This window comes from Burkholderia sp. Bp9012 (genome assembly GCF_003853825.1).
GTDB lineage: Bacteria > Pseudomonadota > Gammaproteobacteria > Burkholderiales > Burkholderiaceae > Burkholderia > Burkholderia diffusa.
In genome coordinates this window covers 211,432-229,962 of sequence record NZ_QTQA01000003.1, presented here as the reverse complement: position 1 = coordinate 229,962, position 18,531 = coordinate 211,432, and the positions used below count along the sequence as shown (strand labels likewise).

Below are 18,531 nucleotides of genomic sequence, written 5' to 3'. Positions count from 1 at the left end.
GGTTCTGCTTCCCTGTTCGCGCTCGCATAGTGGTGCTGACGGCTATAGACAGCAAGCAAGCTGCACCGGCCGCATTCCCGGTTGTTTTTTGATCATACGAATCTGCGAGAACAAGGAAGCGTGATGACGTTTGCATTGGAAGAACGAACGGCCGCCCGGCAGGCGCTCGACGACGCCCGCGCGGTCGCGGCAGCGGCGGGCACGCCGTACGCGGGGGGCGTGGCGCCCGACGCCGCATGGGCGCTGTTTTCCGCTGGCCATGCGTTGCTGGTCGACGTGCGGACCGCGGAGGAACGGAAATTCGTCGGTCACGTGCCGGAGTCGCTGCACGTGCCATGGGCGACCGGCACGAGCCTGACGCGCAACCCGCGCTTCGTGCGCGAGCTGGAAGCGAAGACAGGCAAGGACGCGGTGGTGCTGCTGCTCTGCCGCAGCGGCAACCGGTCCGCGCAAGCGGCCGAGGCTGCCACCAAAGCGGGCTTCACGCAGGTGTTCAACGTGCTCGAAGGGTTCGAGGGCGACCTCGACGAACAGCAGCATCGCGGCGACCGCAACGGCTGGCGCCATCGCGGCCTGCCGTGGACGCAGGACTGAATCACGGCCGTTACGGGGAGAAGTCAGCATGGCCGCATTCGAAATCGACGACATCGTTCAGTCGCTCCAGACCGTGCGCCGCGCGTGGCGCGAGAAACAGCGGCGCTCGCTCGAACCGGGCGGGCGCGACCTGCCCGCGCGCGAAGCGCTCGCACAGATCATCGGAGCGCTGAAGGGCGTGCTGTTCCCGATGCGGCTCGGGCCGCCCGACCTGCGACAGGAGAGCGAGAACTTCTATGTGGCCCATGCACTCGACGCGGCGCTGAACGCGTTGCTCGCGCAGGTGACGCTGGAGTTGCGCTACGCGGCGCGGCAACGCAATGCCGACGCGCAAATCGACGAGGCCGCGTCCGCGGCCGTGCAGGCGTTCGCCGCACGCTTGCCGGATATTCGCCGGCTGCTCGACAGTGACGTGCTGGCCGCATTTCACGGCGATCCGGCGGCCGGCAGCGTCGACGAAGTGCTGCTGTGCTATCCCGGCATCCTCGCGATGATTCACCACCGGCTCGCGCACGAGCTGTACCGGCTCGGGCTGCCGCTGCTCGCGCGCATCATTGCCGAGCAGGCGCACGCCGAAACCGGTATCGACATTCATCCGGGCGCGCGCGTGGGCGGCGGCTTCTTCATCGACCACGGAACGGGCGTCGTGATCGGCGAAACCGCGATCATCGGCGAGCGCGTGCGCGTGTACCAGGCCGTCACGCTCGGCGCGAAGCGCTTCCCGCGCGACGCGGCAGGGCATCTGGAGAAGGGGCTCGCGCGCCATCCGATCGTCGAGGACGACGTCGTGATCTATGCGGGCGCAACGATCCTCGGCCGCGTGACGATCGGCCGCGGCGCTGTGATCGGCGGCAACGTGTGGCTGACGCAGGACGTGCCGGCCGGCGCGAACGTCACGCAGGCCGTGCTGCGCAGCGAGGCGAACGCCGGCCCGCCCGCGCGGACCGAACCGGCTCGGCCGGCCGCGCAGGTGACGCCATGAGCGACCTGATCCAGCACTTCGGCGCCAATGTGCGCAAGCTGCGCGAATCCCGCACGTGGTCGCAGGAGCAGCTCGCGGAACACGCGGGGCTGAACCGCTCGTACGTCGGCGAGATCGAGCGCGGCGAGGCGATCGCGTCGATCGTCACCGCCGACAAGATCGCGCGCGCGTTCGACGTGTCGATCGCGACGCTGCTGCGCGGCGTGTACGCCGCCTGACGCATCGCGCTGCTTTTCCCGTTCGGTGGTGCCATATGACGGCTATAGCATGTTGAGCCGGCAGGTGCGTGCTTCCGATAATCATCCCGCGTCATAAGCAATCCCGTTTTTCATCTTAAGAATCCGGAGCCACACATGTCGACCGTTGCAAGCGGCACGGCCGCGCTGAGCGATCACGCCGCCCGCCAACTAGCGAACGCTACCAAGACCGTCCCGCAGCTTTCCACGATTACGCCGCGCTGGCTGACGCACCTGCTGCAGTGGGTGCCGGTCGAGGCCGGCATCTATCGGCTGAACCAGGTGAAGAACCCGGAGGCCGTGCGCGCCGCGTGCACGCAGCTCGAGGACGAGCGCGTGCTGCCGCGAACCTTCGTGCCGTACGAGGAACAGCCGCGCGAATATTTCCTCAACGCGGTGAGCACGGTGCTCGACGTGCATACGCGGATCTCCGATCTCTACAGCAGCCCTCATGACCAGATCAAGGAACAGCTGCGCCTGACGATCGAGACGATCAAGGAGCTGCAGGAAAGCCAGCTGATCAACAACCCGGACTACGGGCTGCTCGCGAACGTGACCGACGAACAGCGGATCTTCCCCCTGACCGGCGCGCCGACGCCCGACGATCTCGACGAACTGCTGACGAAGGTGTGGAAGGAGCCGGCGTTCTTCCTCGCGCATCCGCTCGCGATTGCCGCGTTCGGCCGCGAATGCACGCGGCGCGGCGTGCCGCCGCCGACGGTCAGCCTGTTCGGCTCGCAGTTCCTCACATGGCGCGGCATTCCGCTGATCCCGTCGGACAAGGTGCCCGTCGCGGACGGCAAGACGAAGATCCTGCTGCTGCGCGTCGGCGACAAGCGCCAGGGCGTCGTCGGGCTCTACCAGCCGGGCGTCGCGGGCGAGCAGGGGCCGGGCCTGTCGGTTCGCTTCATGGGGATCAACGACCAGGCGATCGCGTCGTACCTGATTTCGCTGTACTGCTCGCTCGCGGTCCACTCGCCGGATGCGCTGGCTGTCCTCGATGACGTCGAAATCGCCAAGTACCATGACTATCCCGACACCTACCGTTAATCCCGGCGCGATCGGCGGCGACGCTCCGGCGCGGCCGCACGCGCCGCTGCCTGCCGGTTTGCCGGACCCGGCGGCGCTCGCACGGCTCGCGTCCGAGTTCTTCGCGACGCCGCCCGGGCAGGCGCCCGCGCCGGGCCTGTCGGCCGGCAGTGGCGCGGTCGGCGGCGTACCGTCGGCGTTGCCGGCCGCAGCGCCGATTCTCGCGTCGGTGAGCAATCCCGCGCCGGCCGGCTCGCCGCTCGCCGGGCCGGGCGGCACGGGCACCGGCGTGCCGGGCTTCGCGCTGCCGCAAGGCAAGGCACCGGGTGCGAATCTCGCGCCGTCCGCTCCGACGCACGTGCTGTCGCTCGGCAATCGCGTGCCGGCGCTCACGCCGCATGCGGCCGCACAGAACGGGCTGCCCGACAACGCCGTGTCGATCGCGCCGGCGCTGGAGCCGCGCGTCGGCGGCGCGGCGCACGGCGTGCCGCAGGCGAACGCGGTCGCGGCGGAGGAAAGCGCGAAGGCCGCATCGCCGTACTACTTCACCGACGGCGTGCGGCAAGGCTGGCAGGCGACGCCCGAGGACATCGTCGTGCCGTCGAATGGGCTGGCTTCGCCAGAAGCGTTCGGGCTGCCGGGCGACGACGAATTGCGCGAACTGCTCGCCGTGCAGCTCGACCTGCCGGTCTCGCGCGCATCGGGCGCGGACGTCCCGCGTTATTTCATCGACGATGCGCATGCCATTGAACCGTCGAACCAGTTGCATCGCGGGGCGCACCCGCCGTTCGACGTCAACGCGATTCGCCGCGACTTCCCGATCCTGCAGGAGCGCGTGAACGGCAAGCCGCTCGTATGGTTCGACAACGCGGCGACGACGCACAAGCCGCAGGCCGTGATCGATCGCCTTGCGTATTTCTACGCGCACGAGAACTCGAACATCCACCGCGCCGCGCATGCGCTCGCGGGCCGCGCGACCGATGCGTACGAGCATGCGCGGGAGACCGTGCGCCGCTTCATCGGTGCATCGTCGCCGGACGAGATCGTGTTCGTGCGCGGCACGACCGAGGCGATCAACCTGATCGCGAAGACGTGGGGCGTGCAGCATGTCGGCGAAGGCGACGAGATCGTCGTGTCGCATCTCGAGCATCACGCGAACATCGTGCCGTGGCAGCAGCTCGCCGCGCAGAAAGGCGCGAAGCTGCGCGTGATTCCGGTCGACGATTCGGGGCAGGTGCTGCTCGACGAATACCGGAAGCTGCTCAACGACCGCACGAAGATCGTGGCCGTCACGCAGGTGTCGAACGCACTCGGCACGGTCGTGCCCGTGAAGGAAATCGTCGAGCTCGCGCATCGCGCGGGCGCGAAGGCGCTCGTCGACGGCGCGCAGTCGATCTCGCACATGCGCGTGGACGTGCAGGCGCTCGATGCGGATTTCTTCGTGTTTTCCGGGCACAAGATCTACGGGCCGACCGGGATCGGCGTCGTGTACGGCAAGCGCGCGATCCTCGACGACATGCCGCCGTGGCAGGGCGGCGGCAACATGATCGCGGACGTGACGTTCGAGCGCACGGTGTTCCAGCCGCCGCCGAACCGCTTCGAGGCCGGCACCGGCAACATCGCGGATGCGGTGGGGCTCGGCGCGGCGCTCGATTACGTGAGCCGCGTCGGCATCGAGAACATCGCGCGCTACGAGCACGACCTGCTCGCGTACGCGACGAGCGTGCTCGCGCCGGTACCGGGCGTGCGGCTCGTGGGCACCGCGCGCGACAAGGCGAGCGTGCTGTCGTTCGTGCTGAAGGGCTATGAAACCGAGGAGGTCGGGCAGGCGCTGAACGAGGAGGGCATCGCGGTGCGCTCCGGGCATCACTGCGCGCAGCCGATCCTGCGGCGCTTCGGGCTCGAGGCCACGGTGCGGCCGTCGCTCGCGTTCTACAACACGTGCGACGAGGTCGATGCGTTGGTGCGTGTCGTGCGGAGGCTGTCGACGCGCCGTTGACGGTGTCCGGATCTGAAGGTCGAGCCGCTTGCGGGTGTCATTCGTGACGTGTCGCAGGCGGCTTTTTGTTGGGTTCGTGGAGGACGGCTGAACGCGATGCACGTTGTCCGCATGCGTCGATGGACGACATGCGATCGGCACAGGTGAATCGCCGGGCGGGTCGTGCGCCGTCAAAGGCGCAGATATTCGGTCACGCGCGCCTGCAAATGCTCGATCGCGTGCGGAAGGCGCAGTGCGCGTCGACCTGCATCAGCGTCCGTTCCTGGCCTTCGTCGCCGAAGCGGATCGCGGCGATGTCCGCATCGCTCAGCCAGCCGGCGAAGAACCACCGCGGCAGGCTGTCCTGCCGGGTCGACGGATAGGCGGTGGCAGACGAGACGCGCCGGCAACGACGAAGGCGGCACTTCCTTCGCGTGGCGCCGGCTTTCGCCGTCAGGCCGGCCCACCATTCGATCGGGCACGACGGGGATTGAACGTTGGTGCGCTTTCTGGATTGGGATTGCGGATCTGGCGGAGATGAAAAACAACGCGTGGCGAACTGGGTCGCCACGCGTTGCGCATGAAACCGGAGCGTTGCGCCGCGCACTGCCGCCGAACGGGCAATGCGCGCGCGCCGGTCAGAAGTCGAAGCCGGGCCCACCCGCACCCGGGCCGCCGGGAGCCGCCGCCGGCGCCGCGTCCTTCGGCGCTTCGAACACGGTCGCATCGGTCGTCAACAACAGCCCCGCGACCGACGCCGCGTTCTGCAGCGCGGTGCGTGTGACCTTGGTCGGATCGAGCACGCCCGATTCGACGAGGTCGCCGTATTCGCCGGTCTGCGCGTTGTACCCGAAGTTGCCCGAGCCTTCGGCCACCTTCGCGACGACGACGCTCGCTTCCTCGCCCGCGTTCGTGACGATCTGGCGCAGCGGTTCCTCGAGTGCACGCAGCACGATCTTGATGCCCGCGTTCTGGTCTGCATTCACGCCCTGCAACTCGCGGATCGCCTGCCGCACGCGGATCAGCGCGACACCGCCGCCCGGCACGATGCCTTCCTCGACGGCCGCGCGCGTCGCGTGCAGCGCGTCGTCGACGCGGTCCTTCTTCTCCTTCACTTCGATCTCGGTGGCGCCGCCGACCTTGATCACCGCGACACCGCCCGCGAGCTTGGCCACGCGTTCCTGCAGCTTTTCACGGTCGTAGTCGGAGGTTGCTTCCTCGATCTGCACGCGGATCTGCTTCACGCGCGCTTCGATGTTCTTCGCATCGCCCGCGCCGTCGATCACGGTCGTGTTTTCCTTGCCGACCTCGATGCGCTTTGCCTGGCCGAGTTCGGCGAGCGTCGCCTTCTCGAGCGTGAGGCCCGTTTCCTCGGCAATCACCTGCCCGCCGGTGAGGATCGCGATGTCCTCGAGCAGCGCCTTGCGGCGATCGCCGAAGCCCGGCGCCTTCACGGCGACCGTCTTCAGGATTCCGCGGATGTTGTTCACGACCAGCGTCGCGAGCGCTTCGCCTTCGACATCTTCCGCGATGATCAGCAGCGGCCGGCCCGACTTTGCGACCTGTTCGAGCACCGGCAGCAGGTCGCGGATGTTCGAGATCTTCTTGTCGTGCAGCAGGATGTACGGGTTCTCGATCTCGGCGATCTGCTTGTCGGCGTTGTTGATGAAATACGGCGACAGGTAGCCGCGATCGAACTGCAGCCCTTCGACGACGTCGAGTTCGTCGGCAAGCGACTTGCCGTCCTCGACGGTGATCACGCCTTCCTTGCCGACGCGGTCGATCGCCTCGGCGATGCGCTGGCCGATCGATTCCTCGCCGTTCGCGGAGATCGTCGCGACCTGCGCGATTTCCTTGCTCGTGGTGGTCGGCCGGCTGATCTTCTTCAGCTCGTCGACGGCCGCCGAGACGGCCTTGTCGATGCCGCGCTTCAGGTCGAGTGGGTTGAGCCCGGCCGCGACGTATTTCTGGCCTTCGCGGACGATCGCCTGCGCGAGGACGGTGGCCGTCGTGGTGCCGTCGCCGGCCGCGTCGCTGGTGCGAGACGCGACTTCCTTCACGAGCTGCGCGCCGATGTTCTGCAGCTTGTCCGCGAGTTCGATTTCCTTCGCGACCGACACGCCGTCCTTCGTGACGACAGGGGCGCCGAAGCTGCGTTCGAGCACGACGTTGCGGCCTTTCGGCCCGAGCGTGACCTTCACCGCGTTCGCGAGAATGTTTACGCCTTCCGTCAGCTTGGCCCGTGCGACGTCGCTGAAAATGATTTCCTTCGCTGCCATGATTGCGCTCCGTTATTGATTGACGACGGCGACGATGTCTTCTTCGCGCAGTACGAGAAACTCGTTGCCGTCCACCTTGACGGCCTGGCCCGCGTACTTGCCGAACAGCACGCGCTCGCCGACCTGCAGGTCGGGCACGATGCGCTGGCCGTCCGCATCCTTGCGGCCGGGGCCGACGGCGATCACTTCACCCTGGTCGGGCTTTTCCGCGGCGCTATCGGGGATCACGATGCCCGATGCGGTGGTGGTTTCCTGGTCGAGTCGCTTCACGATCACGCGGTCGTGCAAGGGGCGTAGGCTCATTGGTTCGTCCTGTGCTGTTCTGTCAAGATTGGCTGGCACTCTTTAGAAGAGAGTGCTGACGAGTATAAAAATGCACGGCGCCGCGATCCAATAACGGATTCGGAAATGCATTCGCGCCGTCGTGCAAAGCGTGTGGCGCCGGCTATTGCGACACGGCTTGCTGCGCGGAGGGCGTGCAGATCGGGCGGATCGTCTCGCCTGCGAGCACGCGCTTCACGAACGGAATCGAATCGGCGAGCGACGCGTTCACGGTGCCGTTGTGTTCGCGGCCCGCATACAGGTGCGCCTCGACCGTCGTGCCCGCCGCGCACGCGTCCTTCGCGAGCGCGAGTTCGAGCGGCGCGAGCCCGTCGTCCGCGCCCGCACCGATGAAGACGGGCGTGGCGATCTTCAGCGTCGGGTACGTCAGGTATTCGTCCCACCACGCCTTCAGCCGTGCATCGCCGCCGGGCTTCACGGTGTTCGCGTGCGTGAGGTGCGCGAGCGCGGCGTCGTCCTCGAGCGATGCGAGGCAACTGATGCGCGACTGTTCGAGAATCGGCAATGCCTGGTCGGTCAGCACCTCGTCCGCGCGCAGCGACGGATCGATCTGCTGCGCGGACAGCACCGAGTAGAACTGGTACGCGAGCGTCGGATCGACGCGATCGGGATCGCGCCGGTACGCGCTCTCGAACTTCGGCAGCGACGCGAGCGTGGCGGGAGACGCGTTGTAGATCGTGCCGGTGGCAACGGTCGCGCGGATCGCGAGTTCGGGCGCGTAGGCGCTCGCGTAGCCGGCCGCCGCGAACACGGCCGAGCCGCCCTGCGACTGGCCGACGAGCACGACCTGGTTCGCGAGGCCCGGCACCCCGCCGAGCACCGCGCGCACGCTGTCGAGCAGCGTGTAGCTGTTCGAGCGGTTGTTGAGCTGCGGATTCGGGCCGGGCGTGCCGAGCCCCTGATAGTCGGTCGCGACGACCGCGAACCCTTGTTGAAGCCATGCGTTCAGGTAGCGCACGTCGCGATACGAGCGGCCGTACCACGAAGGCGCGCAGATGTCGGCCATCCCGAACGTGCCGTGCGCCCACGCGACGATCGGCCAGCCGCCCGCCGGCGGCGTGCCGCGCGGCACGAACAGCGCACCCGACACGGCGATCGGCGTGCGGCCGCCGACGCCGTCGGTCGATGCATAGAGGATGCGCAGCTGGCGCCCGGCGCTCGCGAGCCCGAGCGTCGCTGGAAGCGGCTCGGTGCGCAGCAGCACGCCGGGCGTCGCCGGAATGTCGCGGTCCCACGTGTAGAACGCGGACACGCGACCGTCGCCCTGCAATGGATCGGGTGCAGGAACGCGGCCCGGCGAAGCCGCATGTGAGAGGAGGGACGAGACGGCGAGCGCCGAAGCCAGCAGCGTGCGCGCGGCGTATCCGCGCAGGGGGAGGAGCGTCATGGTCGGATGGAGGTCGGAGAGTTCGGATCGGACGCGCTGCACGTTGCGCGGCGCGGGCCGACCACAACGCAAGTTTCGAACCAGCGCAGCCGTTGGGCGCGTGGCGCGTGGCAAGACGGGCCGCCGTGTCGTACGGCGTGCCGCGCACGCTTTCAGCGGCTGCGTGTCGGGCAGCAATCCGGGCCGGCAGGCTGTTGCTCCCGCAACAGAGGCGCACGCGTGGTTCTGACGGCGCGCATCGTGCGTGGCGCACGCGCACCGTGGCGCGGGCCTTCGACACATGCATGCCTGGCTGGCACGATTGCTGCTGATCCGGTGGCCGTGTGTCGCGGCGTTACGACATCGCGATGCGAGCCCATCCGTTCACCCGATCAAGGAAACCGTCCTCATGTCCGTCACCTCAACCATCGACAGCGGCGAACTCGTGGCATTCGTCGAGCGCGCCACGCGCGAATTCACGCAGGCCGAACGCGTGCTGAAGGACACGCGCACGCTGTCCGCGACCAACACGTTCCAGGCGTTCCAGCGCGTGCCGGGCACGGAACTCATTGTCGCGCTGTCGGCGCCGAGCCCGTGGGCCTCGTCGCGGGAGATCCAGCCGGTCGTCGTGACGTTCGACGGCGACGTGCTGCACGGCGACGCGCGCGCGGGCGGCAACGGGCCGCGCTATGCGGACGTGTTCCGCGAGGTGCCGGAAGTCGGCGTCGTGATCCACGTGCACGGCCCGTACCTCGGCGCCTGGGCGAGCGCGCATCGCCCGCTACCGATCCGCTATGCGCCGGCCGCGCGCTACACACGCGCCCGCGAGATTCCGGTGTATGTCGATCGCCGTCCCGGCGAGCCGCGCTTCATCGTCGACACGATCCGCCGTGACCGCGAGGTACCGGCGATCATCGAGGCGAATGGCGGCGCAACGTTCTGGGGAAAATCGATCCTTGATGTGTCGAAGTACATCCTGATCCTCGAGGAAGCCGCGTATTTCCAGGCGCTCGCGGAACCGCTCGGCGGCTCGCTCGAATTCGGCCCGGGCGCGCTCGAGCAGCAATGGAAGATGACCGGGCTCGCGTGACGCCGCGCGGCGGCCGGCGCAATCCGGCCGCCGTCATACCGATAGCTCGATGAATTGGTTCGTGGCCGGCGCGCGCCTTGCTATCGTCGAATCTTCCCCGTTCAACCCGCCGGTCGTGCCATGGCCATCTTCAGCTTGCCGGACCCGACTTCGCATGCGATCACGATTCGTGCGAAGGCGCTTACGTTCGACGATCCCAAATCGCGGGTGCTGCTCGAGCGCATCCAGCTGGTCGCGCCAAGCGACGCGACCGTGCTCGTCACCGGCGAGAGCGGCACCGGCAAGGAGCTGATCGCGCGCCTCGTGCATTCGCTGAGCGAGCGCCATGACGGCCCGTTCGTCGCGGTCAACTGCGGCGCGTTCTCCGAGACGCTGATCGAGAGCGAACTGTTCGGCCACGAGCGCGGTGCGTTTACCGGCGCGATCAACAGCCAGCCCGGCTGGTTCGAATCGGCGAATCGCGGCACGCTGTTTCTCGACGAGGTGGGCGATCTGCCGCTATCCGCGCAGGTGAAGCTGCTGCGCGTGCTGCAGGAGCGCGAAGTGACGCCGGTCGGCTCGCGCAAGACCGTGAAGATCGACGTGCGGCTCGTCGCGGCGACCAACGTGAATCTCGAAGCCGCGGTGCGCGCGGGCAATTTCCGCGAGGATCTGTACTACCGGCTCAACGTCGTCAAGCTGAGCCTGTTGCCGCTGCGCGAGCGGCCCGGCGACATCGCGCCACTGATCGAGCACTTCATCGACACCTATGCGAAGCGGCTGCGCGTGGCCGCGCCGACGCTGACGGACGCCGCGCGCGCCCGGTTGCATGCGCATGCATGGCCCGGCAACATCCGCGAACTCGAGAACGTGATCCACCACGCGGTGCTGATCTGCGCGGGCGGCGTGATCGACGTGAGCGACCTGCAGTTTTCCGCGCTGTCACTCGCGCCCGATGCCGGCGACCCGCGCATCACGGCGGCGGCACCGCCGCGCCGTGCGCGCGACGTGGCCGAGGCCACCGATGCGCTGCGCCACGCGGTGATCGAGCTGCTGGATCTCGGCACGCCGGCGCTGTGGCAGCACATCGAGGACACCGTCTACCGCAGCGTGTTCGACTACAGCGACCACAACCAGCTGCGCATGTCGCGCCTGCTCGACCAGTCGCGCAACATCGTGCGCGCGCGGCTCGCGCAGCTCGGCATCCTGAAGCCGCGCGACGCGGGCGACGCCGACGCGCGGCTGCGCCGTCAGGCGTGATCGCGCCAGCGCAGCGCGCGCTGTGCGATCCGCTCGCATAGCGCACTCATGCCGACGGCGAGCGCCGTCACGCCCAGCACGCAGACCAGCAACACGTCGGCGCGCGCGCCGGCCTGCGCGTTCTGCATCAGGCCGCCGACGCCCGCACCCGCGTTGAACAGCAGCTCGCTGCTGGTTGCCGTGATCCACGCAAACGGCACGGCCTGCAGCACGCCCGCGAACAGGTCGGGCAGCGCGCCCGGGATCAGCACGTCGCGCCACAGGCCGGCGCGCGTCAGGCGATACGACTGCGCGAGTTCGACATAGCGCGGATCGACGCGGCGCAGCCCGTCGAAGCTGGCGGTGGTCATCGGGTAGAACGCGGCGAGTGCGATGATGAACACCTTCGCGAATTCTCCGGTGCCAGCCCACAAGCTCAGCAGCGGAATCAGCCCCAGCAGCGGCACGTAGCGCAGCGCCTGGAACGCCGGCTCGCCGAGCTTGCGCGCGAGCGTCGAGCGCGCCATCGCCGCGCCGAACACGAGCCCGAACACGATGCCGGCCGCCAGGCCGAGCGTCGTGCGGCGCAGGCTCGCGCCGAGATCGGTTGCGAGTTCGCCGCTGCGTGCGAGTTCGACGAGCGCGGCGCCAACCTGCTGCAACGGCACGAACGCGTATTGATGGGCCGCGTCGCCGGACGACGCGTATTGCCATGCGGCGACCAGCACGGCCGGCACGACGAGGCCACGCGCACGGCGGCGCATCGCGGCGAACGAGAAGGGGGGCTTGGCGAGGGTCATTCGGAAACCTGTTCGTTCAGCGCGCGGGCGTCTGCCAGCGCAATGCGTAGCGTTGCACGAGCGCGATCGACCGGTCGATCGCGAAGCCGATCAGCCCGATCACCGCGACGTCGATCAGCACGACGTCGAGGCGCAGCATCTGCCGCGCCAGTTCCATCATCTGGCCGATCCCGCTGTCGGCGCTGAGCAGCTCGACCGCGACGAGCGCGAGCCAGGCGCGCGCGAGCGCGATCCGCACGCCAGTCAGCAGTGGCGGCAACGCGGCCGGCAGCAGCACGTCGCGCAGCAGGGCGAAGCGGCCCAGCCCGTAGTGGCGCGCCATCTCGACGAGATCGCGCGGCGCGTCGTGCACGCCCGTGTACGCGGCCAGCGCGACCGGAAAAAATACGGCCTTGGCGACGACGACGAGCTTCAGCGGTTCGTCGACGCCGATCAGCAGGATCAGCAGCGGAATCAGCGTGAGCGTCGGCACCTGCCGCAGCAGGTCGAACGTCGGCCGCAGGTAATCGGCGAACAGCCGGCTGCGCGCGAGCAGGATGCCGAACGCGGCACCGCTGGTCGCACCGATCGCAAAGCCGAGCGCGAGGCGATGCAGCGTGATCAGCAGGTTGTCGCGCAGTTCGCCGGTGTCGAGTAGCGTGCGCAGCGTTGCCGCGAGCCGATCCGGCGGCACGACGAGCTGCGGCGGGAACCAGCGCTGCGCGCTCGCGAGCCACCATAGCGCGACGAACGCGACGGGCGTGGCCCACCACAGCGCGATTCCGCCGAGCCGAGCGAGTCCGGGCAGGCGGAGCGCGCGTGCGCCGTTCGACGCGAGGGCATGCGTCGGCATCAGCGGCTCGCGACGCGCGCCGCGTCGGTGCGCCAGTAGCCGTCGAGCCCGAGCTGCTTGAGCGCGGTCGACACGAACGTCGGCGCGAGCAGCGTGTTGACGTCGACCGGCGTGGACGTCAGGCCGGCCTGGCGGCTGTACGCGACGACGTCGCGGTAGTGGCCGGTCAGCGCGGGCGTGAAGAGCGGCGTCCATTGCTCCTTCCAGGGTGTCGCCTCATCCGCGTATTCGCGGCGCACGACGCTTTCCGGCTGGCCGGACGCGCTCAGGATCTTCACGTACGCGTCGCGGTTCTGCGGCTGCGAGATCCAGTGCGCGGCGCGCACGTAGGCCGTCGCGACGAGCTGCGTGACGTCGGGGTAGCGCCGCACGAAATCGTCGGACGCCCACAGTTCCGCGCGCATCTTCCAGTCGTCGGGCGCGGTCTTGGTCGACCAGATGATCTTGCCGACGTTCTTGTCGACGAGCGAATACGCGTCGGACAGCGTGAAGAAGCCATCGACGCGGCCGGCCGCGACGGCTGCCGCACCGGCCTGCGGGTCGAGGTTGTAGATCTTGAAGTCGGACAGCTTCAGCCCGTTCTGGGCGAGCAGCTTGCTGAACGTGACTTCCCACGGCCGGCCGCGATTGAGCGCGATGCGCTTGCCTTTCAGATCGACGATCGACTTCGCGGTCGAGCCGGCCGGCACGACGAGATACGTGTTGCTGCCGACACCGCCCGGGACGATCAGGCGCGTGCGGGTGCCCGATGCGTTGACGACGACCGACGGCAGGTCGCCGTAGCCGGCGAAATCGATGCTGCCGTTCGTGAATGCCTCGTTCACGAGCGTGCCGACCGCCGCGGTCGATACAGGCACCCATTGCAGCTTCACGTGCCGCGCGGCGAGCGCCTTCTCGAGCGACTTGTCGGCGTCGATCAGTGCCGACGCACCCGCGTATTGCGTCTTGCCGCCGCTCGAATAGGCGACGACGGCGATCCGCACGACCTTGGGCGCATCGTCCGCATGCGCGGCCGGTGCGGCGAGCGATGCCGCGGCGAACGGCAGCGCGGCGAACAATGCGCGCAGCGGGCGGCGCAGCGACGCGAGGGAGAGCGTGTGTTTCATGATGGTCCGGAACGGTAGGCGGAAAAGGGGACTCACGCACGCTTCTGCAGCGATGGCCGCAGCACGTCGGCGAGGGGGCGCGGGTCGATCCAGTCGGCGACGTCGAAGTCGGCTTCCAGAAAGCCGTGGTCGTGCAGAAAGGTCTTGAAGTCGTCGAGCGCGGCGACTGATTCGTCGTCGAGGTTGACCCCGAGATGCCGGTGCAGCTGGTTGCCGTACGCGGCGCGGACCCAGTCGATCGACGACGCGGTTTCGCCGGCAACGTAATGCGCGGTCTCGTCGGGATGCGTGCCGGCCCAGTCGCCGGCTGCGACCACGAGCTTCAGGAAACCGGCGACGATGTCCGGATGATTCGCGAGCACGTCCGCGTTGACGGTCAGTGGGCGGGGCGTGCCGTTGTTGTTGCGGATCGCGCGCTCCGGATGAAAGCCGATGTCGATCACGACGTGCGCGCCGATCAGCTGTGCGATCTCGAGGCCGGTCGAGCCCTTCACGTAGATCGCGTCGACCTCGCCGCGCAGCAGCGCGCCGGCTTCGGCCGCGTACAGCGCGCGGCTCGAAAAGCCGTGCGGTGACGCGAACAGGTCCGCCGCGTGTGCCGGTCCGACGGCCTGCAGCGTGCGGGCGCGCACGTCGACGAGTTCGACGTCGCGTATGGCCAGCCCGTCGAGGCTCAGCGCATTGACGAAGCCGCGCAGTGCCGACGCACGAAAGATGTCGATGCGGTCGTCGGGGCGGCTCGGGATCGCGATGCGGCGCCCGCGCAACGCCTTCACGGAGCGGATGCCCGACTCGGGCCGCGCGAGGATCAACTGCGATTCGTCGACCCACGACAGCCCGATCACGCGCGTATTCGCGCCGTTCGAGCGTGCCCACATCGCGGGGATGCTGCCGCCCTGGCGAAACGACTGCGCGAGCGTTTGATCGCTGATCGACGACACGTCGTGCCGTGTGGCGCCGCGCGGCGAGCGGATCGCGACGCCGTCGGCCGACGTCTCGCCGTTGAGCCAGCCGAGATGCACGGCGATGCCGAGCGGGGTCGGCACGGGCGATCGGGCGTACCAGAACGTCTGCTGCTTGTCCGATGACGAATCGGGCCTGTCTGTCATGGGTGAGATTCCCTCTCTGCTTGAGCATGGTTGAAGCGCGGTTGCGCACGGTGTCGGTGTCGCACGCGCGGGCCGGTCAACGTTGCAAGTTCCGGGCCAGTGAACGGAAGCGACGCGGCCGCACGCGACGCGGGCATCGCGCGGGAGGCGCGGTGCTTGCGCCGATGCATGGCCTGTTGCGCCAGCAACAGTCGCGTCGGCCACTGTTGCGCGCGCAGCAGCGGTGTGGTCGGTGCAGCAGTGCGATACGTGCGCGTCGTGACGGCCTGGGCAATCGCGAGCGGGTGCGATCCAATTGCCGCTGATGGCCGGTGTGCAAGGCACTGCGCAGGTTCGCCGGTGGCCACGCACGTGCTCTTGAGCGCGCGTTGGCACACCGCGTGCTTTACAGCGCAGCACACGCGCGGCACGCCGATGCCGCACGCAATCCGAATGGCCCGACCAGGAGAACTCCGATGGCTGTTGAATTTCTGTGGCGCCTGCCGATGCATGGCGACGGCCGGCGCGCACACGACCTGCATACGCGCGGCGAATGGAACCGCCAGCGCGCATCGCGTGTCGCGCCCAAAGTCGACGATGACGATTTCGGCTACATCGACTATCTGTCGCAGGTCGCGCGCGCGGCCGATATCGCCGGCTTCCACGGCGCACTGATTCCAATCTTTCGCTTCACCGAGGAGCCATGGGTCGTGGCGGCCGCGCTGGCGCGCGAGACGCGCCGGCTGCGGCTCCTGATCGCGCTGCAGCCGCATTTCGTGCATCCGGTCTACGCGGCGCAGATGGCCGCGAGCCTGCAGCGGATCAGCCGCGGCCGCGTCGAGTGGAATGTCGTCACGGGCGGCGGCGGCCCCGACCAGCGTGCATACGGCGACTTCATCGATCACGACAGCCGCTATGCGCGCACCGACGAATTCCTCGATGTCGTGAAGGGCGTCGCGGCCGGCGAGCCGTTCACGTTCGACGGCCGCTTCTACCGCGTCGAAGCCGGTGGCCTGCTGCCGCCGCTGAGCGGCCAGAAGCCGCCGCGCATCTACCTGGCAGGCGCGAGCGACGCTGCGCTCGCGGTCGCAGCGAAGCACGGCGACGTGCATCTGAGCTGGGGCGAGCCGCTCGCAAAACAGAAGGAGGTGATCGATGCGGCGCGTCGCGCGCTCGATCGGCAGAACGCCGAGCGTGACCTGCGCTTCGGCATGCGCATCGACATCCTGGCGCGCGAGACCGAGGCGCAGGCGTGGGCCGAGTTGCGGCAGATGTTCGCGACGGTGGGCGACGTGACCCGCAACGGCTTCGGCGGGCGCGGCGAATCGTCGGAGTCGGTCGGCGCGAAACGCCAGTTCGCGCTGCACCAGGGCAACACGCAGCACTTCGACGACCTGATCGTCGGCCCGAACCTTTGGGCCGGGATGTCGCAGATCCGCGGCGGCCCCGGTTGCGTGATCGTCGGCAGCCACGAGCAGGTGGCCGAGCGGCTCGCGGAATACGTCGACATCGGCGTCTCGACGTTCATTCTCGCGAGCAACCCGCATCTCGAGGAGGCGTATCGCGTGGGCGAGGAAGTGCTGCCGCTCGTCGACGGCGCGCTGAACGCGCGCGGTACGCAGGCGGCGCTGCGCGTGGCCGGCGCATGAACGCGACGGCATTCCCGCGCCATCCAACGACATCGACAAGGATATTCACCATGACGACACTCGCTGCGCAGGTCACGGCCTGCGACGCACTCTGGTACACGCGCTGCCCGGTGCCGACCGCGCTCGGCATCGCCGTGCACCGCGGCTGGTTCGACGAGGAGTTCGGGCCTGACGGCATCGCGCTGCATTCGCTGCAGGAGACGGCCGACGCCGGCAAGCGCGAATCGCATTTCGATCACAGCCTGCCGCACTCGTTCCGGCAGGGCGGCAACATTCCCGCGCTGTGGGCGCGGGCACGCGGCGCCGATACGCGCGTGATCGGCCTGTCGTGGACCAACGAATTCCAGGCGATCGTCACGCTGCCCGATCGCGGCATCCGCTCTGTGCGCGATCTGCGCGGCCGGCGGCTCGGGCTGCCGCGCCATCCGATCAGCATCGACTTCTGGCGGGCGGCCGCGCTGAAAGGCTTCCTGAGTGCGCTCGAACTGGAAGGGCTCGGGCACGGCGACGCCGAATGGGTCGACCTGCCGGACGAACGCGAACGTCGCACCGGGCCCGCTTCGTTCACGCGCGGCCCGCACGAGTACGGGCTCGAGGTCGCGGCGCTCGTGCGCGGCGAGGTCGACGCGGTGTTCGTGAAAGGTGTCGAAGGGCTCGAAACCGTGCATCTGATCGACGCGCAGGTCGTCATCGATCTCGGCGCGCACCCCGATCCGCTCGTGCGGATCGGCAACGGCACGCCGCGCACGCTGACCGTCGATCGTGCGCTGATCGACGCGCGTCCCGATCTCGTGAGCCGCTTCCTGTCGGTGGTGGTGGGGGCGGGCGACTGGGCCGCGCGCCATCCGGCGGAGACGGTCGCCTATATCGGCCGCGAGACGCGCGCATCCGACGAGTGGGTGCGCTATGCGTACGGTGCCGATGTGCACCGCCATCTGGAGACGGGGCTCGCGCAGACGTCCATCGACGGGCTGGTCGCGTTCAAGGACTTCCTGGTCGAGTGGGGCTTTCTCGAACAGGATTTCGATGCGCGCGCCTGGATCGACCCGGCGCCGTTCACGCGCATCGATCGGCAACGGCATGCGTGGGTCGCGTAGCGCGCCGCGGCGCGTCATTGCAAGGAGTCGAGCATGACAGGTCTGACGATCGAATACGGCTTGCCACCGGCACGCCGACACGCGGCGCGTACTGCGCCGCGCGCGGGTACGGGCAGGGAGGCTGCGGTGGTGCGTCCGCCGTCCGCTTCGCCTTCGGCACGGCCGGATGCGCGAACGGCGAAGCCGGGCGCGTGGCGCGTCACGGGTGGGATTGCGCTCGCCGTCACGGCACTGCATGCGGGTGTCGCGCTGCTGGCCGCGCGCGCACCTGCCGCGCCGCCGGTGCAGCCGCCGCGGCCGCTGCCGATGACGGTCGAACTGACGCGGCCGCCCGAACCGTTGCCGCAGGCCGTGCATCAGCTGCCACCGGTGGTGCCGCCGAAGCCGCTGAAGCAGGTGCCGACCCCGCCGAAGCCGCGTGCGGCCGTCGCGCATGCGGCGCCTGCACTGACCGCCGCGCCGCAAACAACGCGCGAGGCGGCCCCCGCGACGGCGGCACCGGCCATCGCGGCGCCAGCCGCACCGGCCGCGCAAGCCGCACCCGTGCGCGAAACCGCACCGATCGGCGACGCGGCCTACCTGCGCAACCCGGCGCCCGACTATCCGGCGTTCGCGCAGGACCAGGGCTGGGAAGGGCGCGTCGTGCTGCGCGTGCGCGTGCTCGCGAACGGCACGCCGGATTCCGTCGAGGTCCGCACGAGCAGCGGCCGCCGCATGCTCGACAACGCGGCGGTGGCCGCGGTGAAGCGCTGGACGTTCGTGCCCGCGAAGCGCGGCGACGAAGCAGTCGACGGCTGGGTCAACGTGCCGATCGATTTCAAGCTGGGCTGACCCGCCGGGTGGCC

18 protein-coding genes are annotated in these 18,531 nt (G+C 68.9%); 10 read left to right on the top strand and 8 right to left on the bottom strand.

The window, feature by feature from the left end; genetic code table 11:
* The first annotated feature begins 123 nt into the window (after window positions 1-123).
* The 5 genes from DIE11_RS05200 to DIE11_RS05180 all read left to right on the top strand — a co-directional run bounded on the left by DIE11_RS05200 (window position 124) and on the right by DIE11_RS05180 (window position 4,840).
* Window positions 124-594, top strand: coding sequence for a rhodanese-like domain-containing protein (locus tag DIE11_RS05200; RefSeq protein WP_124622003.1), 471 nt, complete (start codon window positions 124-126; stop codon window positions 592-594).
* A 28-nt stretch (window positions 595-622) separates the two neighbouring features.
* Window positions 623-1,576 carry a serine O-acetyltransferase EpsC gene (epsC, locus tag DIE11_RS05195; protein WP_059685786.1) on the top strand — a complete coding sequence of 318 codons (954 nt, stop codon included), beginning with the start codon at window positions 623-625 and terminating at the stop codon, window positions 1,574-1,576.
* Window positions 1,573-1,794 carry a helix-turn-helix domain-containing protein gene (locus tag DIE11_RS05190; RefSeq protein WP_124622001.1) on the top strand — a complete coding sequence of 74 codons (222 nt, stop codon included), beginning with the start codon at window positions 1,573-1,575 and terminating at the stop codon, window positions 1,792-1,794. The genes epsC and DIE11_RS05190 overlap by 4 nt, the downstream gene beginning before the upstream one ends.
* A gap of 135 nt (window positions 1,795-1,929) precedes the next feature.
* Window positions 1,930-2,862: a family 2A encapsulin nanocompartment shell protein gene (locus DIE11_RS05185; protein WP_124621999.1), complete on the top strand. Its 933-nt coding sequence runs from the start codon at window positions 1,930-1,932 to the stop codon at window positions 2,860-2,862.
* On the top strand, window positions 2,837-4,840 hold the full coding sequence (locus DIE11_RS05180) for a family 2A encapsulin nanocompartment cargo protein cysteine desulfurase (protein WP_124621997.1): 2,004 nt from the start codon (window positions 2,837-2,839) through the stop codon (window positions 4,838-4,840). The genes DIE11_RS05185 and DIE11_RS05180 overlap by 26 nt, the downstream gene beginning before the upstream one ends.
* 190 nt (window positions 4,841-5,030) lie before the next feature.
* Here DIE11_RS05180 and DIE11_RS05175 read toward each other — a convergent pair whose 3' ends face one another.
* The 4 genes from DIE11_RS05175 to DIE11_RS05160 form a co-directional block, all read right to left on the bottom strand.
* Window positions 5,031-5,390 (bottom strand): hypothetical protein, encoded by a 360-nt coding sequence (locus DIE11_RS05175; RefSeq protein WP_124621995.1) that lies wholly within the window; start codon window positions 5,388-5,390, stop codon window positions 5,031-5,033.
* A gap of 67 nt (window positions 5,391-5,457) precedes the next feature.
* Window positions 5,458-7,098, bottom strand: coding sequence for a chaperonin GroEL (gene groL / locus DIE11_RS05170; RefSeq protein ID WP_124621993.1), 1,641 nt, complete (start codon window positions 7,096-7,098; stop codon window positions 5,458-5,460).
* A gap of 12 nt (window positions 7,099-7,110) precedes the next feature.
* Complete coding sequence (locus DIE11_RS05165) at window positions 7,111-7,401, bottom strand: co-chaperone GroES (RefSeq protein WP_011356207.1); 291 nt, start codon at window positions 7,399-7,401, stop codon at window positions 7,111-7,113.
* 142 nt (window positions 7,402-7,543) lie between these two features.
* Window positions 7,544-8,827, bottom strand: a complete 1,284-nt coding sequence (locus DIE11_RS05160; protein WP_124621991.1) for an alpha/beta fold hydrolase — start codon at window positions 8,825-8,827, stop codon at window positions 7,544-7,546.
* A 388-nt stretch (window positions 8,828-9,215) separates the two neighbouring features.
* Here DIE11_RS05160 and DIE11_RS05155 point away from each other — a divergent pair, with 388 nt between their 5' ends.
* Window positions 9,216-9,896 (top strand): class II aldolase/adducin family protein, encoded by a 681-nt coding sequence (locus DIE11_RS05155; RefSeq protein WP_124621989.1) that lies wholly within the window; start codon window positions 9,216-9,218, stop codon window positions 9,894-9,896.
* Window positions 9,897-10,016: 120 nt separating this feature from the next.
* On the top strand, window positions 10,017-11,135 hold the full coding sequence (locus DIE11_RS05150; RefSeq protein WP_124621987.1) for a sigma-54-dependent Fis family transcriptional regulator: 1,119 nt from the start codon (window positions 10,017-10,019) through the stop codon (window positions 11,133-11,135).
* Here DIE11_RS05150 and DIE11_RS05145 read toward each other — a convergent pair.
* From DIE11_RS05145 to DIE11_RS05130, 4 genes are read right to left on the bottom strand one after another with little or no spacing between them, the layout of a single operon-like run.
* Entirely contained in the window at window positions 11,126-11,914 is a 789-nt protein-coding gene (locus DIE11_RS05145) for an ABC transporter permease (protein ID WP_124621985.1), read from the bottom strand. The two genes, DIE11_RS05150 and DIE11_RS05145, sit on opposite strands and share 10 nt — an antisense overlap.
* Window positions 11,915-11,930: 16 nt before the next feature.
* Window positions 11,931-12,746, bottom strand: coding sequence for an ABC transporter permease (locus tag DIE11_RS05140; RefSeq protein WP_124621983.1), 816 nt, complete (start codon window positions 12,744-12,746; stop codon window positions 11,931-11,933).
* A complete protein-coding gene (locus tag DIE11_RS05135; protein ID WP_124621981.1) occupies window positions 12,746-13,852 on the bottom strand; it encodes a PhnD/SsuA/transferrin family substrate-binding protein in 1,107 nt (368 codons plus the stop codon). The genes DIE11_RS05140 and DIE11_RS05135 overlap by 1 nt, the downstream gene beginning before the upstream one ends.
* A 32-nt stretch (window positions 13,853-13,884) precedes the next feature.
* A complete protein-coding gene (locus DIE11_RS05130) occupies window positions 13,885-14,961 on the bottom strand; it encodes an ABC transporter substrate-binding protein (RefSeq protein WP_124621979.1) in 1,077 nt (358 codons plus the stop codon).
* A 455-nt stretch (window positions 14,962-15,416) separates the two neighbouring features.
* Here DIE11_RS05130 and DIE11_RS05125 point away from each other — a divergent pair, with 455 nt between their 5' ends.
* Genes DIE11_RS05125 through DIE11_RS05115 form a run of 3 tightly spaced genes read left to right on the top strand, consistent with a single transcriptional unit; the run spans window position 15,417 to window position 18,517 of the window.
* Window positions 15,417-16,589, top strand: coding sequence for an LLM class flavin-dependent oxidoreductase (locus tag DIE11_RS05125; RefSeq protein ID WP_124621977.1), 1,173 nt, complete (start codon window positions 15,417-15,419; stop codon window positions 16,587-16,589).
* Between the two features lie 50 nt (window positions 16,590-16,639).
* Window positions 16,640-17,686: an ABC transporter substrate-binding protein gene (locus DIE11_RS05120; RefSeq protein ID WP_124621975.1), complete on the top strand. Its 1,047-nt coding sequence runs from the start codon at window positions 16,640-16,642 to the stop codon at window positions 17,684-17,686.
* Window positions 17,687-17,719: 33 nt separating this feature from the next.
* Window positions 17,720-18,517, top strand: a complete 798-nt coding sequence (locus DIE11_RS05115; protein ID WP_124621973.1) for an energy transducer TonB — start codon at window positions 17,720-17,722, stop codon at window positions 18,515-18,517.
* Window positions 18,518-18,531: the final 14 nt, after the last annotated feature.

Bases quoted from the DNA above. Each gene is read 5' to 3' on its own strand.
- DIE11_RS05200 (WP_124622003.1), top strand. From the start codon at position 124: ATGACGTTTGCATTGGAAGAACGAACGGCCGCCCGGCAGGCGCTCGAC.
- epsC (WP_059685786.1), top strand. From the start codon at position 623: ATGGCCGCATTCGAAATCGACGACATCGTTCAGTCGCTCCAGACCGTG.
- DIE11_RS05190 (WP_124622001.1), top strand. From the start codon at position 1,573: ATGAGCGACCTGATCCAGCACTTCGGCGCCAATGTGCGCAAGCTGCGC.
- DIE11_RS05185 (WP_124621999.1), top strand. From the start codon at position 1,930: ATGTCGACCGTTGCAAGCGGCACGGCCGCGCTGAGCGATCACGCCGCC.
- DIE11_RS05180 (WP_124621997.1), top strand. From the start codon at position 2,837: ATGACTATCCCGACACCTACCGTTAATCCCGGCGCGATCGGCGGCGAC.
- groL (WP_124621993.1), bottom strand. From the start codon at position 7,098: ATGGCAGCGAAGGAAATCATTTTCAGCGACGTCGCACGGGCCAAGCTG.
- DIE11_RS05165 (WP_011356207.1), bottom strand. From the start codon at position 7,401: ATGAGCCTACGCCCCTTGCACGACCGCGTGATCGTGAAGCGACTCGAC.
- DIE11_RS05160 (WP_124621991.1), bottom strand. From the start codon at position 8,827: ATGACGCTCCTCCCCCTGCGCGGATACGCCGCGCGCACGCTGCTGGCT.
- DIE11_RS05155 (WP_124621989.1), top strand. From the start codon at position 9,216: ATGTCCGTCACCTCAACCATCGACAGCGGCGAACTCGTGGCATTCGTC.
- DIE11_RS05150 (WP_124621987.1), top strand. From the start codon at position 10,017: ATGGCCATCTTCAGCTTGCCGGACCCGACTTCGCATGCGATCACGATT.
- DIE11_RS05145 (WP_124621985.1), bottom strand. From the start codon at position 11,914: ATGACCCTCGCCAAGCCCCCCTTCTCGTTCGCCGCGATGCGCCGCCGT.
- DIE11_RS05140 (WP_124621983.1), bottom strand. From the start codon at position 12,746: ATGCCGACGCATGCCCTCGCGTCGAACGGCGCACGCGCGCTCCGCCTG.
- DIE11_RS05135 (WP_124621981.1), bottom strand. From the start codon at position 13,852: ATGAAACACACGCTCTCCCTCGCGTCGCTGCGCCGCCCGCTGCGCGCA.
- DIE11_RS05130 (WP_124621979.1), bottom strand. From the start codon at position 14,961: ATGACAGACAGGCCCGATTCGTCATCGGACAAGCAGCAGACGTTCTGG.
- DIE11_RS05125 (WP_124621977.1), top strand. From the start codon at position 15,417: ATGGCTGTTGAATTTCTGTGGCGCCTGCCGATGCATGGCGACGGCCGG.
- DIE11_RS05120 (WP_124621975.1), top strand. From the start codon at position 16,640: ATGACGACACTCGCTGCGCAGGTCACGGCCTGCGACGCACTCTGGTAC.
- DIE11_RS05115 (WP_124621973.1), top strand. From the start codon at position 17,720: ATGACAGGTCTGACGATCGAATACGGCTTGCCACCGGCACGCCGACAC.